This window comes from Acinetobacter geminorum (assembly GCF_013009345.1).
In the GTDB taxonomy this organism is placed as follows: Bacteria; Pseudomonadota; Gammaproteobacteria; order Pseudomonadales; family Moraxellaceae; genus Acinetobacter; species Acinetobacter geminorum.
Genome location: NZ_JABELE010000005.1, coordinates 77,149 through 94,262, shown reverse-complemented (window position 1 = coordinate 94,262; position 17,114 = coordinate 77,149). Strand labels below are relative to the sequence as shown.

Genomic DNA, 17,114 nt, shown 5'->3' with positions numbered 1-17,114 from the left:
GCTACCTTATTTATTTTTGTCGGTTGTAACCGTCACTTTTTTATTAATGTCGGAATCTTCAAATTGAATACGGCTGACCATATCTGTGCTTTGTAAACCTTCGACTAAAGCAATATTGTCGTTATAACGCTGTTCAACCACCCGAATTTTAACTTTTTGAATGGTGTGATTGCGTATCACCCATACAAACGGGTCATGTTGCATATTTTGAATGCTGTCTAAAGGAATCGTTTGGCCTTGATGAGTGTCATTGCGCAAAATATTTCCATTAATAAACGCTCCTATGCTTAACGAATCAATTTTTTCTTTAGGAGCAGCAAAAAACTCAATTTGTCGGCTCTCTTGATCTGCAACAGGTGAAATACGAGTAAGCGTTGCGTTTAATTGTTTAGAATTTCCCTGAATCTGATATTGAATGCTGTTACCTACCTTAAGCGCAGACTGTTGCTCAATTGGTAACTTGGCCTGTATTTCAAGTTGGTCGGGATTTACGATTTCAAATAATGTTTGTCCAACTGAAACAGTTTGACCTGGTTCTACTTGTCGTTTAGTAATCACACCTGAAATTGGACTGATAATAATTCCGTCCTGATCAGCTTTTTTAGCAATGTCGACATTTGCTTGTTGTGCTTTTACGCTTTCAAGCTGGCCTTTGTAGTCAACCTGACTTTGTTCAAACTCGACACGAGCAATAAAACCTTGATTAAATAATCTTTGTTTCCGGTTCATCAAATTACGTGCAAGTTCAGCTTGTGATTGAGCTGATGCAAGGTTGGCGCGTGCTTGTGCTAAACGTGCAACATTGTCCTGATTATTCAATCTCACCAGCACTTGACCTTTTTGTACCTGTTGACCAACATTGGCAGTGACATTCGTCGCTGTTGCACTCACTTGTGCCTGAATGGAACTTTGCTGAACCGCACGAATTGTTCCTGTAAATGCAGTTTTGGAGTCAAGTGCTCCTTCTTTAACTGCAATAAGGTCTTGAGGAATAAGCTCAATTTTTACAGGAGCTGATTCAGTAGTTTTGGTTGTTTCTTGCTGATTACATGCAGTTAAAATTAAACATAAACTAATAATACTCAGTTTAAAAAAAGTAGAAGGGGTGAGATGCATTGTGTGCATACAGCATCATCCTATAATTCAAATTTTATTTTGCCCCTATTCTTGATAAACCTTTGCCGTTATTCAAGCTTTTTTAAACGTTCGATAATATTTTCATACTCATTATTAGTTCGACTATAGATCTTGGAAAGTGTTTCAATGGTTTGTTTAACCCGATTAATATTATTTAGATTGTTTTCAATCAATGCTTTATGACGCTTAGGAATCGGTTTTCCTTTTCTGAAATACTCCATTTCCTGACGCTTAAATAAAATTTTGTCTTGTTGTAATTGGTTAAGTTGTTCCTGTTGATAATTAATTTGCTTTTTTATAGACACTAATGCCTGATCTCTTTTAATTGAAGCTGTCTTACTATTGCTATAAGCTTTTTTTAATTTGATATCTTGTTCTTTATGTCGTGCTAATAATGCGCGTTGAGTTGATTGATTTAAATCAGCTTCAGCATTATACGAATGGTTTCTTTTTATTACTTGCATATTGCGATCTAGAGCTTCATAACCATAACGAATATGGGCTGGTGTAACCGATGTACTAATATTGGCAATACCATGTTGATCATAATAACGATACCAAACCGCTTTAGGCGTATCGGCAATAGCAATACTAGAGGATAAGAAAAAAAGTGATCCGAAGGAAATAATGCCTATAGATACAGACAAACAGTTCCTGTAAAAGGCATATTTCATTCTGTCATTCATTGAAAATCCCCAAAAAAGATAGCTAAGTCGCTTATTTTTAAATATTTAATCTTCATTATATTAATTATTATTTAGCTGAATAAAAATATAGTCATTATAAAAAAAATGATAATTTTAATTAAAGTGTGATGAGGTTAAAAGTTATTGTTTATAAATGAGAAAGTAGACAAAAATGCCTCATTGAAAATAGAAGGTGAGATATGTTAAAAATGCGTATAAATGTGTAAAAACAAATTTAAGTTAAATTGCATTTATATTTTATTTTTATGGGGATGGAAGATTAAATGGAAGATGCGTTCCAAAATCTGAAAGTAATGGTGATTGATGACTCAAAAACCATTCGCCGTACAGCAGAAACCTTATTACAGCGTGAAGGCTGTGAAGTCATTACTGCTGTGGATGGATTTGAAGCTCTGTCCAAAATTGCAGAAGCAAATCCAGATATTGTTTTTGTCGATATCATGATGCCTCGTTTAGACGGTTATCAAACCTGTGCGCTGATTAAGAACTCTCAAAATTATCAGAACATTCCCGTTATTATGCTCTCTAGTAAAGATGGTCTGTTTGATCAGGCAAAAGGGCGTGTGGTAGGTTCAGATGAATACTTGACGAAACCTTTTAGCAAAGATGAATTGCTAAATGCGATTCGTAATCATGTAAGTTCATAATTAAGTAATTTAAGGGCAAAGAAATGGCACGTATTCTTATTGTAGATGATTCACCAACAGAAACTTTTCGTTTTAAAGAAATTTTAACCAAGCATGGTTATGACGTACTTGAAGCATCTAATGGTGCAGATGGTGTAACTTTGGCAAAAGCAGAGCAACCAGATCTTGTATTGATGGATGTAGTCATGCCAGGTGTAAATGGTTTTCAGGCAACACGCCAGATTACTCGTGATGAAGACACTAAACATATTCCTGTTGTAATTGTGAGTACTAAAGATCAAGCAACCGACCGAGTATGGGGCAAGCGTCAAGGTGCACTTGACTACTTGATTAAGCCAATCGAAGAAAAGCAATTGATCGATGTAATTAAACAATATCTAAATTAACTCATCCAACCATAAAAGCATAAATGGCGGGGTACGCCCGTCTTATAGGATCGAGTATGGCCGCGAACGGATTTATTGAGTTACTTCGTTTGTCTAAACGAGGTAACAAGAATTACGCTTCAGTCCAAAATGAAGCAGAACGGTGGTCAGGAATTGCTTTTGAAATGAGAGGGCAATACTTCGTCGCACCACTTGGGGAAATCTCAGAAGTTATCTATCCACCAAAATATACATCTGTTCCAAATACCCAAAGTTGGGTAAAGGGATTGGCAAATATCAGGGGAAGATTACTTTCAGTTTCTGATTTGGCGCATTTTATTTCAGGGCAACGAAGTTCATTTTCGTCTGCCCAAAAAGTATTATGTATTAGCCATCATGACCAGTATGTGGGGTTGGTTGTTGATCAAGTCTTGGGGATTCAACACTTTAATAAAAAAAGCTTTTTTTCTCAAAGTTTTAACTTGGAGGAAAATCTAAAAGAATATTGCCAAGGGTATTTTCACCAGCACAATCAGCACTGGCATGTCTTTTTATTTAGTCGATTATTGCAAAACCCACATTATATGAATGCATCGACAAAATTTATAAACTAATTTTTATGCTGTTAATAAACAGTATATTTTTCTGGGGAGAAGCTGTATGGGCTTTAAACTTAAAAAGAAAAGTGGCAATCGTAGTGTAAACGAAAAATCGAATGTCAACTTTATTGCGAAAATCCAGTCAGAAATTGAGCAATATGCCAGTTTATTTGGGGAAAGTAAAAAGTCCAAGCCTATCCTTTATGTAGCTTCTGTATGTTTAGTATTAGCTTCAACTTCGCTCACTTATTTATTTTATAGTGTACCTCGTCATAACCAATTGACACGTAGTATGGGTGAGTTGCGCTTACTATCACAAACAATTTCTAGACAGGCTACGGAAGCAACGGCTTCTGGATCGCCTGAAGCGATGAAAGCGTTAATTGAATCACGCCAACTTTTTGCCAAAAATATTAAAAATGTCGAAAACATTTATGGCACATCTTCAAAAGAATACAAAAAAGTAGCCAGTCTGTGGAAATCTTTGTCTTATGACGTTGACTTGATCTCATCACAACAGAGCGTAATTAACCAATTATATAATATGAATATCTCGATTAGTGATTCTATTCCTGAGATTCAAGCTGAATATAACTTGATGGTTGATAAGATGGTTCGCGAAAAAGTATCAAGTAATCAGGTTGTGATTGCTAAAAACCAGGTATTTATTGCGGAACGTATTTTACGATCTATTAACTCCGTTTTCGTTGGTACAGAGAACTCTGAGAACTCAGCACATGACTTTAGTATCGATATCGAGACTTTCGGCGTGTACTTAGAGGCGCAGCTAAACGGAAATGCTGAATTAGGCGTAGCTAAAGTTGATTCTCCTGAAATTCGTGAATCCTTGGAAGGTATTAAAAGTGAGTATGATAAAGTTTTAAAATCTGCGGCGACATCAGTACTTAAAAATACAAACCAGATTGTAAACGTACGTCAATCGTCTAGTGAGATCTTCTCACAGTCTGATGCAATGTTAACTGCATTAGGTGATCTTTCAGAGCAAACACAATATGGTTGGAAGGCTTTTGCATTAGTTGCATTACTCACATTATCACTGCTTGGTTTGATTGGTTCTGTCTTAAAACTTTTATCCCTTCGTAGTAAAGCAGATAAACAACGTGTAGCTACATTACAAGAAGAGTATGATCGTAACCAGAATGCAATTTTACGTTTACTTGACGAAATTGCCGATCTTGCAGATGGTGACTTGCGCTCATATGCAACGGTATCTGAAGACTTTACTGGTGCGATTGCCGACTCGATTAACTTTGCGATTGACCAATTACGAGACCTCGTATCTCGAATTCATGAAACTTCACAAGAAGTTGCTCGTTATACACATAATACTCAGAATATTACTAACCAGTTGGCAGAGGCATCTGAACACCAAGCACAAGAAATTGCAGGTGCATCAACAGCAATGAACGAAATGGCATTGTCTATTGACCAAGTATCATCTAATGCATCTGAATCCGCTAACGTAGCACAACGTTCGGTATATATTGCATCTAATGGTGCACAAGTCGTAAACCGTTCTATTGAGGGTATGGATACGATTCGTGAACAGATTCAGGAAACATCTAAGCGTATTAAACGTTTGGGTGAATCTTCACAAGAAATTGGTAATATCGTATCACTTATTAACGATATTGCAGACCAAACAAACATTCTTGCATTAAATGCAGCAATCCAAGCATCTATGGCCGGTGAAGCGGGGCGTGGTTTCGCCGTGGTTGCCGATGAAGTCCAACGTCTTGCAGAACGTTCTGCTTCAGCGACTAAGCAGATTGAAACGCTTGTTAAGACGATTCAAACGGATACCAACGAAGCCGTTATCTCGATGGAACAAACGACAACTGAGGTTGTACGTGGTGCTAACTTGGCGAAAGATGCGGGTATTGCACTCGATGAAATTCAAAAAGTATCGGGTGACTTGGCAAACTTAATTGCGAGCATTTCCGATGCTGCAAAACTTCAATCAGCATCTGCAAGTCATATTGCTGCAACCATGACAGTCGTACAAGAAATTACTTCACAAACAACAACGGCAACCTTCGATACTGCTCGTTCCGTGTCGGAATTGGCGAATATGTCGGAATCATTGCGTGAGTCAGTAACGGACTTTAAATTACCTGACTAAATTGGGGGATGAGAATAGCTATTCTTATAATAGCTATTCTTTTAAAAGTATGAGCAGCGCCAAACAAATATTGGGGAAATAGTTATTTTTTTGGTGTTGACTCTGTAGTTTTCCCCACTCAGGGGGTAAGCAAAAGAAGCCTTTGCTATGAAAGAAATATTAAAAACTTTAACTGAAGCAATGATGCTACCTGAAGATAGCTATTCTGAACAAGATGCTGAGTTTCTTGAGATTTTCGTCGAAGAAATTGAAGAAATTTTTGTTGATTTGCAACCATTACTAAATGAATGGATGCAGTCCGAGAATATTGCTACGCTCACTGAAATTCGCCGTCATTTCCATACCTTAAAAGGTTCTGGGAGAATGATTGGCGCTAAATCTTCAGCTGAGCTTGCTTGGACAGTTGAAGATACGCTCAATCGAGTAATCAATCAAAGCCTTAAGTTGACTCCAGCTATCCAGAGTTATGTTCAGTTAGTGTTTAAGTTCTATTTCCTTAAATTAGTAGATAACTTTAAGCAAAAAAGAGCACATGCAGTAGATTTTAGACCGCTTATTTTATTGGGACAACAATTACAACAACAGCAAAGTTTAGAACCTGCTTTAGAAGAGCTTTTACAGCTTTCAAATATGCTTACTGCCGAAACAATGACTGGGCTTGAGCTAGACTATATTGAGCAAGATTCATTGGCTGGGCCAACTGTTGAAGATGTACATACTGAACTAAATGAAACTTTAGCCTTGTTTATGGAGGAGGCAGAAGAGCATTTATCGACAATTCATCAGTTCTTAAATCAAGAACTACATCAGTATGATAGCTACAATGCTTTAATACGTGCGCTACATACTTTGCGTGGCAGTTCTGCAATGGCACAGGTCGAAACAATTTTTGAAGCCAGTACTAAAGTTGAGCACTTATTTAAAATCTTATTGCAAGAAGAACTCTCTTCTAACTCAGATGAAATTTTATTACTACAAGAATATCGTGATTTTATTAGAGAGAGCTTAGAACTGCTATCTAGCAATAGTTCAGGTGAACAGCTTGAAGCGAGATTAGCGCAGTTTAATCAGTCATGGGATGCTTACGTTGAGCAACATGGTGATCGAACAGATCCATTAACGCCTTCACATGGTTTAGTATCGCAATTATTGTTATTAGATGTTTCTGAGCTACTCGATGCAGAATTAGATTTTGAGAAAGGGATTCGTAACGAGTTTCCTGGTTATCTTGAACGTCTAAGTGAACAGGCTAATTTGTTGCTACAGCATACCCACTCTCAAGCAATGCTTGGTTTGCATGAATATACGAGCCAATTGAAAGACAGCTACAATGTATTGCTTGATAAACCTGTGTTATTGCAATCGGACTATATTTTTGAAATTTATCAAAAAGCGCATCAACAACTTATTCAATTGTTCGATGCTTTAGCTGCTGGCCAGCGAGTCGGTATTGTTAAGCAACATCAAAGTATTCTAGAAGAATTAAAACTTTATACGCTACATACACCGAGTATTCAAAACGATTTATCTCAGCAGAATTTTACTTTTGATGAGTCACTATTCAATATTGAACTAGAGTCTGAAGTTCCAGAAGTTATTAGAGTAGAGAATTTATCAGACTCTGCTGACTGGACCCTATTAAGCCAAAGTGTACAGCAAGATCGTCAATATATTTCCTCTACACAGATAAATCGAAACTTTGATCCAGATCTATTAGACATTTTCCTCGAAGAAGCTGATGAGTTGCTTGAAGGAATGGATACAGATCTTAATATTTGGATTAATGATCAAGAGAACTTTGCGGCTCTCAATAATTTGATGCGTTATTTGCACACCTTAAAAGGTGGAGCAAATATGATCCAAGCAACTTATATTGGCTTAATTGCACATGAATTGGAAAGTATTTATGAGCGCTTAATTCAAAGGCAGCTAATTGCTTCATCAGCTCTCATTGATTTTATACGTCTGGTTCAAGATGACTTGGCTGACCGTTTACAAATCATGCGTGAAAAACAGCTAGATTATGAAGCTTATTACACAATTAACGCATTGAAAAGAGCAGGTCAAAACTCTAACTTCCAATCTGTACCTGAGATTGAAGCATCTGATATTGAACGTGAGATATTCTCTGAACAAGAGGTGATATCTGAAGTATTAATAGATGAAGTACCGGCAGAAATTGAAGCTGTTATTGAAGAATTAGAAGCTCATCACGATCAAGTATTCGATGCAGTTGTTACTGAATTGGCTGCGCCAGTGGAAGCAATAGCATTAGTTGTATCGTCGCAAGAGAATGACGCTCTGGTTGATGAAGAGGACATTACTGCTGTTGTTGAGCAGACATTCCTCGAAGAAGCTGCTGAATTGTTAGAAATGGCTGATATGCTATTGAAACAATGGTTTGATCAGCGTACGAATCGTAGTATCTTGCTTCAATTACAAAGGGCCGTGCACAGCTTGAAGGGTGGTGCACGAATGGTTGGTTTAGAAGCCGTGTATGCGATTGCCTATCAACTGGAAAATACTTTTGAACAATTTGCACTACATCACTTCAACTCGAATATTTATGACCATTTGCTCGAAAGTTCAATTGCATGGCTAAAAGACGCAATTTTCAAGTACAACTACCAGCATTTCGATGGACTACAACAAAGTTTAGAAAATATTCAATTCTTTGAAACGAATATCCAAATTCCAGCTAAGTTAAGTAAAGCTGATTTGTTTAGCTCAGAACCTGTGATGACCTTTATACAAGGTGATGGTACAGAACCACCGCCAATGATGGGAGCATGGGAACAAACTCAACGGCTCGATCAAAATAATGAGATGATCCGAGTTTCGGCAGATTTAATTGAAAAAATGATTGATCTGTCGGGTGAAAATTCGATTAACCGTTCGCGAATTGAAATGGATTTAAGCCAATTTGGACATACGCTAGCGGAAATGGAATTGGCCATTCAGCGACTTGCAGATCAGTTGCGTCGAATGGAAGGTGAATTGGAAACCCAAATTATTGCAAAACACGGTATTGAGCACTCTCGCTATACGGAGTTTGATCCGTTAGAGATGGACCGATATTCGTCTTTAAATCAATTATCAAAATCTCTTGCTGAATCTGCATCGGATTTGGTCGACTTTAAAAATACATTATCTGACAAGATCAGAGATACAGAAAGCTTACTTTTACAACAGTCGAGGATTCAAGCAGAAATTCAAGAAGGTTTGATGCGAACGCGATTAGTACCTTTCTCTCGATTACTGCCGCGTTTACAGCGAATTGTCCGTCAGACATCTACAGCGTTGAATAGACCAGCAGAACTTTTTGTAAATAATACTGAAGGTGAGTTAGACCGTAATATTTTAGAACGATTAGTGACCCCGCTTGAGCATATGCTCAGAAATGCAATTGACCATGGTCTAGAAGACCGTGTGCAACGTGAACAAGCACAAAAACCGGAAACTGGACGTATTGAACTCAATATCCATCGTCAAGGTACAGATGTTGTTGTCACATTTAAGGATGATGGAAGAGGGATTGATATTGAGAAGGTCCGTCAAAAGGCCTTAATGTCTGGTTTAATTAATGCTGAACAAGTATTAGAACATCACGATATTTTACAGTTAATTTTCCACCCTGGTTTAAGCACAGCTGATCAAGTCACCCAGATTTCAGGTCGTGGTGTAGGACTGGATGTAGTACAAAGTGATATTAAGGCCTTGGGTGGTCACGTGAGTGTCGACTCTGTATATGGGCAGGGAACTGTCTTTACCATACGTGTTCCAACTACAGTAGCTGTCAGTGATGCTTTAATGGTTAAAGTTGCTGATCAGCAATTTGCAATCCCATTAGCTCAAATTGATCGAATTGTACGAGTTTCACCGACATCATTAGAGCAGTATTTTGGAAGTACACAAGAATTCTTTGAATTTGAAAACAAACACTATCCATTACGCTACTTATCTGAGTTCGTTGGCAATCAGCCAATTCCACGTTTAAGTGGAATGATGTATTCATTACCTGTATTAATGATTAAAGCAAATAATGGACAAACGGTTGCGTTATTAGTTGATCAGCTTATTGGCTCACGTGCACAAATTGTGGTCAAACCAATTGGACAACAATTCTCTAGTATTGGTGCAATTGCAGGAGCAACTATTCTAGGTGATGGTCAAGTTTGTCTAATTTTAGATGGACAAAATATTGCTCGCCAAATTCAGGCTAGTCGCCGAAATAAGCTGATTAATGACACTATTTATAGACAACGAGAGTCTGATGAACGACGTCTCATCATGATTGTAGATGACTCGGTAACAGTACGTAAGGTGACGTCTCGATTACTCGAACGTCAGGGCTATGATGTAGTCACAGCTAAAGATGGGATCGATGCGATTGAGCAGCTAGAAAATATTAAACCCGATCTAATGTTACTTGATATCGAAATGCCACGAATGGATGGTTTTGAGGTACTCAACCTGGTTCGACATCATGATCTCCATCAAAATATGCCAGTGATTATGATTACATCTAGAACTGGTGAAAAACACCGTGAACGAGCATTTACTTTAGGCGTTAACCAATACATGGGCAAACCTTTCCAGGAAGAAGATTTACTTCACAATATTGATGCATTATTCATGACATGTGAAGGGGGACTTGCATAATGAAAAGTAATATAAGTACATCCTTAATTAATGAAATGGATCAGCAAGAACTCCAGCATTTAATTACTGTTTCAACAGGCTTTATTGATGCATATATTATTGAATGCGATCAGCAAGTACCAATGCTATTGCCACAAAATATAGTGTTATCAGCTATGGATGTTAAAAATGGTATAAAGTATATTGAATGGCATGATGTAAAACTCCCTGTTTATTCGGTTCATAATGAAACTGATTTACGAGCAGTAGCATTAGTAATTGAAAGTGAAGATATTAGTCAACGGTTTGCACTCATATGTAAATCGATGCCAGTCTCAGTTCGTTTGCGTATTTCTGAAGTCGTAGATGAGAATGATGATATACAAGATTCTTTGCAGCACCCTAGTGTATTTAAATATGTGCGTATGGAGAATCAACGTTTCCACGTTCCAAATTTACAATATATCCAAAACTCACTTTAGTTATAAAAAAAGGAACTCATTTTGAGTTCTTTTTTTATAAAAACTAAACAGTTTGTAAAAAAGTAAGTTAATGTTTTTTATAAATATATAAATCGTTCGATCTAGATTTTGTGTAAGAAATGCAGAATTTTTAATCCAGCTTAAGCTAATAAGGCTGTAGAAATTTTATGCTAGAGGAGAAGATAACTGAACTAATTGCACGAACTAATATATTCAAATATAATATATTTTTAAATATATTAAAAAGATGTAGTGACTATGGATATCGCCGCAATTAAAAAATTCATACAGAAAAATAAAGTTAGACATTTATCAAATAAAGTTTTGCATACTCATCCTTCACCTAAAATGTGGAAAACGGATTTAAAAGAGGAAGAAAATAACTATTTGCTAAAAAATACAGAAGCTAAGTATAAATCTATAAATTTATATTTAGGTATTCCATATTGCATCCCTACTAATCCACCTCATTGTGGATTTTGTCTTTTCCCTACTCAAGACTACAAAGGAAAAAAAGAGATCGATTATTATCTAGATTTTTTAAATAGGGAGGCGCATTTATATAAAGAATTTTATCATGGCGCTAAACTAGAGAGTCTATATGTCGGAGGAGGTACTCCTAATTTACTTCAACCTCATGATTATATAAAACTGACTAATATTGTATCTTCTCTTTTTCCTAACATAGGGTTATCTAAACCGATAGAAATGACTTTAGAAGGTATTCCTCAACTTTTTAACGAAGATAAAATAAGAGCAATTAGAGAAGCTGGTTTCAATCGTGTCAGTATGGGGGTACAACAGGTTAATGATGAGTTGATCGCTACAAGTGGTCGAAAACAAACAAGAAAGCAGGTTTTTGATGCAATTGAATTGTTTCATAAGTATTCTCTATCTTGCAATGTTGATCTGATCTATGGCTGGCCAAACCAATCTATTGAAGCAATGCTAGGAGATTTAGAAAGTATTGTTCAATCAGGAATAAAACATATTACTCATTATGAGCTTAATATTTCTGGTCATTCTGATTTTGCGACAAAACAAAAGCAGAATACGCCATCTATTGAGAGAAAAATTGAAATGTATAACATTGCAAAACAATTCTTAATAAGTAAAGGTTATAAACAGAAAACAGTGTATGACTGGGAAAAACCAAATGATAATCATCTGATCTCAGAAAAATATTTATATGAAGATAATCTCAGAGACTGTTTACATGAAAATGGTCAAAGTAAAATGACAACAATGAGCGGATTAGGTTATGCAGCGGTTAATATGAGATTACAGCCTAACTCATCAGAAATTAAGTCTGTTTCAGCAATGAACCACCGAAACCTAAATGAATATTATAATGCGATATCTTTGAATAAGCTTCCTATTGAACGTATGTTTGTTCATGATACTGAAGATGTAAAGCTAATCTGGATATTCCAAGCATTACAAGAAATGAAAATTAATACTAAAAAATATGAGAAAATTTTTAATAGTGATATTAAACTCGACTATAAGCTTATATGGGATGCTTTAGTTGAAGAAGGCTGGGTAGAGTATAGAGACGACTATATTAAACTTATTAATGAAGGTGAGTTTTATACTCCACTTATTCAGTCGTTATTAAGTCAACCTAGAATAAAGTCTTTGCAAAAGTAGAAAAAGTAAATGTCAATTCATAAAGAACTACATATTTTAAAGACAGATGATCATGGCGAATTTGCTTTATGGAAAATTTCTAAAAGAAATAATTCTCCAATAAAAAAAGAAGCAATTTTCTTATCTCATGGTGCTTTTTCGGATAAAACTGTTTGCATAGGCGTTGCAGATTATTTGGCAAATCATGGTTATATTTGTTTTATTTTAGAGTGGCGAGGGCATGGTACTAGCCCAAAAACAGATATACCATTTAATTTTGAAACTATTGCATTATATGAATATAAAACTGCATTTCACTATATTCACCATCATTTTAATATAACCTCCTTGCACTGTGTAACACACAGTGGTGGAGGTTTATGCTTAACCATGTTCTTAATTAATTATCCTGAATATTTAAAAAATATTCAAAGTATTACTTTTATTGCTTGCCAAGCATTTGGAGCAGTAAATAATTCCTTTGATTTTATTAAATTGTTTTCTGCAAAATTAGTTGTAAAAGGTCTAGGTCAGATTCCTGCTAATAAATTTAAGTTGGGACGAATAAATGAAACTTACTACACGATGCGTCCATGGTTTAATTGGAACTTAAAGGAAAATTTTATAAGTGAATTTAAAGATATAGATTATAAAAAATTTATGAGCTCTATTAGAGTTCCAATATATTCTATTTGCGGGGCTGGCGATAAATTTATTGCCCCTGCTAAAGGATGCTATAAATATTTGCAAGCTTTTGAAAATGAAAATAATATATTTCGAGAATTTGGTCATTCCAATAATAACTTGGAAAATTATTCTCATAGTCGAATTGTACTTAGCCAAAATGCTGCTAAAGAAGTCTGGCCAACTATATTGCAATGGATAGATAAGAATTCAAAAGCAGCTTTTTAAGCCATTTATATTAAAACTAATTTTCTAATTTATTGAATTGAAAAAGCGCCCCCAAAAGGGCGCTTTTTCAATTCATCAGATCTTAACTTTTACTTAGCTAACAAATTTTCTAAAATTTGCTCATAAATATCAGTTAGTGGATCAAGGTCTTGTACATCAACGTGTTCGTTAATTTGATGAATTGTTGCGTTCAGAACACCTAGCTCTAATACCTGTGCGCCTGTTGGAGCAATAAAACGGCCATCAGAAGTACCACCACTTGTTGAAAGCTCAGTTTCAGTACCCGTTACGTTCAAAATAGCAGTTTGCGCTGCATTAACGAGTTCACCCACGGGTGTTAGGAATGGTAAACCAGAAAGATTCCAGATGATTTCATACTGTAAACCGTGTTTATCTAAAGTCTCATGCACACGTTGTTTAAGCTGTTCTGCGGTCACTTCTGTTGAATAACGGAAGTTAAAAGTAACTTCTAGTGCGCCCGGAATAACATTTGTTGCGCCAGTGCCAGCATGAATATTTGAAATCTGAAATGATGTTGCTGGGAAATATTCATTTCCATTATCCCAAACAGTTTGGCATAGTTCTGCTAAAGCTGGCGATGCTTCATGAATCGGATTACGCGCTAGGTGTGGGTAAGCCACATGACCTTGCTTACCTTGAACTTTTAATACGGCATTGAGTGAACCACGACGACCATTTTTAACAATGTCACCCAATTTATGAGTACTTGAAGGTTCGCCTACCAAACACCATGTCATCTTTTCGTTACGTTTTTCAAGAGTCTCAATCACTTTAACCGTACCGTTAATAGCAGGGCCTTCTTCATCAGAAGTAATTAAAAAAGCAATTGAACCTTTATGATCAGGATGTTTTGCGACAAAACGCTCAGATGCAACGACCATGGCTGCAAGTGCTGTTTTCATATCGGCCGAACCACGACCATATAATTTTCCATCACGAATTTCAGGTGCAAACGGATCTGAATTCCATGCTTCTAACTTACCTGTCGGAACTACGTCAGTATGACCGGCAAAACAAAATACAGGTTCTTCAGTTCCACGACGTGCCCAAAGATTGTCAACTTCACCAAAACGCATCGGTTCAATATGAAAACCAATTTTGGCTAAACGGTCTGCCATGATGGTTTGGCATGTATGATCAATAGGAGTAACAGAAGGTTGTTGTAACAGTTCTAAGCTAAGCGAGAGAGTATCTGAATGGTTCATACCGAAAATTGCGTGCTGATCAGGTGAAATATAGTTCGATATAATAGGCGAATCTCTATGGGATGGGTACGTAAAAATAAAAAAACCTTATCGGAACGATAAGGTTTTGACGTAATAACTCTAACTTACATTTTATCTTGTGTTTTTTCAGCAGTATTTGTTACAGCATCACCTGCTTTAGAAACATCTTGCCCAAAACCTTTAAATGTATTACACCCTGTTAAAATCACAGCAACCATTACAGACGCAGCTAAAACTTTTTTCATCATTTTCTCCGTTTAAATTTAATAATGAAGTAAATTTAGATTAAAAAACAAACGGGAAAAGAAACATGACTGTTTAATAGTAAAAACGTTATAAAATGTTTCTAGAAGCTTAAAACTTATTGTTAATTAGCTTAATTTTTGCAGGTGAGGCTTGATGTTTAAGTAGGAAGGATGTCTAAACATATAAAACAAAATCTCTTCACTATTTTTACAATATAAACCGTCTGTCCACCAATGTGCTGAATTCGAACTAGGTTGTTTATTTGGACACAACCATTCGTGTCTTTCCAATCGATAAAAAGAAGAGTGTGGAATGCTAGTGCCCCAATATCCCAATCGACGCTTTAAATTTATCCAGTCTGGTAATGATTGTTGCAAATTTAATTGTAAAGGAAGATAGAGCTGTCCTTTTAAAACAGCAAAACGTTGTTGAATCTTAAAATTTAATGCTTCAGGGAACTGAAATTGTTTGTTAGTAAAATGATAAAGTTTTTTGCTTAAAGTATCCTGACGATTCAATCCAATCCATTGTTCTAAATCTAAATTTGCTTCACCTAGATAGTATTTTAATGCGACCTCCCAATGTTCAATTTGTTGAGTTTCTTTATTCAAAATTAAAAAATCTAACTCACCTAAAGTTCTTGCCCCATCAATTTTTTGAATACTATGACCCAATAATTGGTAAGGATGATAACTATCTTCTTGTAACCAAAACCAAAGTAAATTTTCAAAACGTAAACCTAAACGTGTGCTTTTAAGTTGAAACATAAACTGAAGTAAAGGTTGAGGTGCTTCATCGAGCTGCTTTAAACGTGGTAGATAGTTCTGAAAATGTTGTTCCCAAATCTGATCAGTATGTAATTGGAAACTATGTTGAATAGATAGAGTTTGGGGAAGGTGACAAAGTAGATTCGCACTAGCAATCGTAAACGCTAATTGTCTGACCATTGGGTGGTTAAATTGCAACCATGGCTCAAAATAGGATGCTTGAACTGAGGCAATATTCATACGTTTAATACTCGCAATAATTCATCCTAATTTCATGGTTGATCAACAAAACAATACCAGAAAAACACTTTATACTATGACCAACAATAGCTTAAGGTTTCTATATGCAAACATTGTTTTGGCGAACGCTGGTCGTGATTTTTATCACGCTTGGTATTATCGGAGCAATTTTACCAGGCATGCCTACAACAGTGTTTCTTATTCTGGCTGCTTGGGCCGCATCAAAGGGATGGCCTCAGATGGATGCATGGTTGTTAAATCATCCGAAATATGGACCAACCCTACGTGACTGGCGAGCAAATGGTACAGTACCACGTAAGGCAAAGTGGATTGCAAGCATTATGATGGCTGCAAGTGGTATTTTAATGCTATTTACCTCAGCGCCGTTTTGGGTAAAAGTTTTCACTGATACTACCATGTTCATCGTTGCAGTTTGGTTATGGTTACGTCCTGAGCCAAAAATAAAAGATTGATAATCTTTTATTTTTGGTCTAATGCAAGTTTTCCCATAAATTTTCATTAAAACTCAAAAGATAGTTGAGTTCATATAATTAAGAGAAGAAATTCCATGTCCCAATTTAAACTTGAAGATGCCGATATTCTCATTGATTTAGAAAATCAAACTTTAAGCCTACCTAAACAAAATAAGTTTTATGTGGTCTCTACAGGTAAGAATGGAATTGGTGAACAAGAAAATACTGGAAAAACTCCGCGTGGCTGGCATAGGGTTGCAAAAAAAATTGGCGCACAATCTCCTCAAAATGCAGTTTTTATTGCACGTAAGCCAACAGGAGAGGTCTATAGTAATGAACTTGCAGCACAATTCCCTGAGCGAGATTGGATATTGTCACGCATTCTTTGGTTAGATGGCTTAGAAGAAGGCTTCAATAAAGGCGATGGCCACGACACCATGCAACGTTATATCTATATTCATGGGACACCTGATAAAGAACCGATGGGAGTTCCAATGTCTCATGGGTGTATTCGAATGCGTAATGAAGAAATCATTGAATTGTTTGATTTAGTCTCTGAAGATGCATTGGTTTACTTGTCTGAGCAATCTTTAACCTAAAATAAGATTTTAAATATTCCTGTTTTATTCGTCGAATGATCAAAATATTAAAATAAGTGCTTAAATAAAATACAAAAAATTGTTTTTTACTTAATAATGACTTATTTTTAATCATTCATTCGCATTTTTTTGAAAAGTTGTCGAAAAGCGTTTGACACCTGTTAAAGATTCTCTATAATGCACCTCACAAACGATGAAGACGTTAAGGGCGCTTAGCTCAGTTGGTAGAGCGTCTGCCTTACAAGCAGAATGTCGGCGGTTCGATCCCGTCAGCGCCCAC

Annotated in this window: 15 protein-coding genes and 1 tRNA gene; 11 read left to right on the top strand and 5 right to left on the bottom strand. The window is 36.2% G+C overall.

Annotated features, from left to right (window positions below):
* Positions 1 to 6: 6 nt before the first annotated feature.
* Together HJG58_RS06320 and HJG58_RS06315 are read right to left on the bottom strand one after the other, a co-directional pair.
* Positions 7 to 1,116 carry an efflux RND transporter periplasmic adaptor subunit gene (locus HJG58_RS06320; protein WP_170248361.1) on the bottom strand — a complete coding sequence of 370 codons (1,110 nt, stop codon included), beginning with the start codon at positions 1,114 to 1,116 and terminating at the stop codon, positions 7 to 9.
* 68 nt (positions 1,117 to 1,184) lie between these two features.
* Positions 1,185 to 1,823 (bottom strand): hypothetical protein, encoded by a 639-nt coding sequence (locus HJG58_RS06315; protein WP_216076525.1) that lies wholly within the window; start codon positions 1,821 to 1,823, stop codon positions 1,185 to 1,187.
* A 284-nt stretch (positions 1,824 to 2,107) separates the two neighbouring features.
* On the opposite strand from HJG58_RS06315, the gene pilG reads away from it, so the two are divergent.
* The 8 genes from pilG (at position 2,108) to HJG58_RS06275 (ending at position 13,262) form a co-directional block, all read left to right on the top strand.
* Entirely contained in the window at positions 2,108 to 2,491 is a 384-nt protein-coding gene (gene pilG, locus HJG58_RS06310) for a twitching motility response regulator PilG (RefSeq protein ID WP_000389061.1), read from the top strand.
* A 23-nt stretch (positions 2,492 to 2,514) separates the two neighbouring features.
* Positions 2,515 to 2,877 (top strand): response regulator, encoded by a 363-nt coding sequence (locus HJG58_RS06305; RefSeq protein ID WP_046811934.1) that lies wholly within the window; start codon positions 2,515 to 2,517, stop codon positions 2,875 to 2,877.
* A 56-nt stretch (positions 2,878 to 2,933) separates the two neighbouring features.
* On the top strand, positions 2,934 to 3,470 hold the full coding sequence (locus HJG58_RS06300) for a chemotaxis protein CheW (protein ID WP_170248290.1): 537 nt from the start codon (positions 2,934 to 2,936) through the stop codon (positions 3,468 to 3,470).
* Positions 3,471 to 3,516: 46 nt separating this feature from the next.
* Positions 3,517 to 5,598, top strand: a complete 2,082-nt coding sequence (locus tag HJG58_RS06295; protein ID WP_170248289.1) for a methyl-accepting chemotaxis protein — start codon at positions 3,517 to 3,519, stop codon at positions 5,596 to 5,598.
* 147 nt (positions 5,599 to 5,745) lie between these two features.
* The gene (locus HJG58_RS06290; RefSeq protein ID WP_170248288.1) at positions 5,746 to 10,260 is read left to right on the top strand and encodes an Hpt domain-containing protein; all 4,515 of its coding nucleotides are present in this window, start codon (positions 5,746 to 5,748) and stop codon (positions 10,258 to 10,260) included.
* Positions 10,260 to 10,721 carry a hypothetical protein gene (locus tag HJG58_RS06285; RefSeq protein WP_199992958.1) on the top strand — a complete coding sequence of 154 codons (462 nt, stop codon included), beginning with the start codon at positions 10,260 to 10,262 and terminating at the stop codon, positions 10,719 to 10,721. Before HJG58_RS06290 ends, HJG58_RS06285 begins: the two co-directional genes overlap by 1 nt.
* 258 nt (positions 10,722 to 10,979) lie before the next feature.
* Positions 10,980 to 12,371, top strand: coding sequence for a coproporphyrinogen-III oxidase family protein (locus tag HJG58_RS06280; protein ID WP_170248287.1), 1,392 nt, complete (start codon positions 10,980 to 10,982; stop codon positions 12,369 to 12,371).
* A gap of 9 nt (positions 12,372 to 12,380) precedes the next feature.
* Entirely contained in the window at positions 12,381 to 13,262 is an 882-nt protein-coding gene (locus HJG58_RS06275) for an alpha/beta fold hydrolase (RefSeq protein ID WP_170248286.1), read from the top strand.
* 89 nt (positions 13,263 to 13,351) lie between these two features.
* On the opposite strand, the gene dapE is transcribed toward HJG58_RS06275, so the two are convergent.
* The 3 genes from dapE to HJG58_RS06260 form a co-directional block, all read right to left on the bottom strand.
* Entirely contained in the window at positions 13,352 to 14,488 is a 1,137-nt protein-coding gene (gene dapE / locus HJG58_RS06270) for a succinyl-diaminopimelate desuccinylase (protein WP_108009095.1), read from the bottom strand.
* 125 nt (positions 14,489 to 14,613) lie between these two features.
* Positions 14,614 to 14,757 carry an entericidin A/B family lipoprotein gene (locus tag HJG58_RS06265; RefSeq protein ID WP_014207555.1) on the bottom strand — a complete coding sequence of 48 codons (144 nt, stop codon included), beginning with the start codon at positions 14,755 to 14,757 and terminating at the stop codon, positions 14,614 to 14,616.
* Between the two features lie 123 nt (positions 14,758 to 14,880).
* Complete coding sequence (locus tag HJG58_RS06260) at positions 14,881 to 15,762, bottom strand: DUF1853 family protein (protein ID WP_170248285.1); 882 nt, start codon at positions 15,760 to 15,762, stop codon at positions 14,881 to 14,883.
* Positions 15,763 to 15,866: 104 nt separating this feature from the next.
* On the opposite strand from HJG58_RS06260, the gene HJG58_RS06255 reads away from it, so the two are divergent.
* From HJG58_RS06255 to HJG58_RS06245, 3 genes are all read left to right on the top strand, one after another.
* Entirely contained in the window at positions 15,867 to 16,235 is a 369-nt protein-coding gene (locus tag HJG58_RS06255) for a YbaN family protein (protein ID WP_086265171.1), read from the top strand.
* 95 nt (positions 16,236 to 16,330) lie between these two features.
* Complete coding sequence (elsL, locus tag HJG58_RS06250; protein ID WP_086265170.1) at positions 16,331 to 16,834, top strand: cell wall-recycling L,D-carboxypeptidase ElsL; 504 nt, start codon at positions 16,331 to 16,333, stop codon at positions 16,832 to 16,834.
* A gap of 206 nt (positions 16,835 to 17,040) precedes the next feature.
* Positions 17,041 to 17,113 (top strand) — tRNA-Val (locus HJG58_RS06245).
* The last annotated feature ends 1 nt before the right edge of the window (position 17,114 follow it).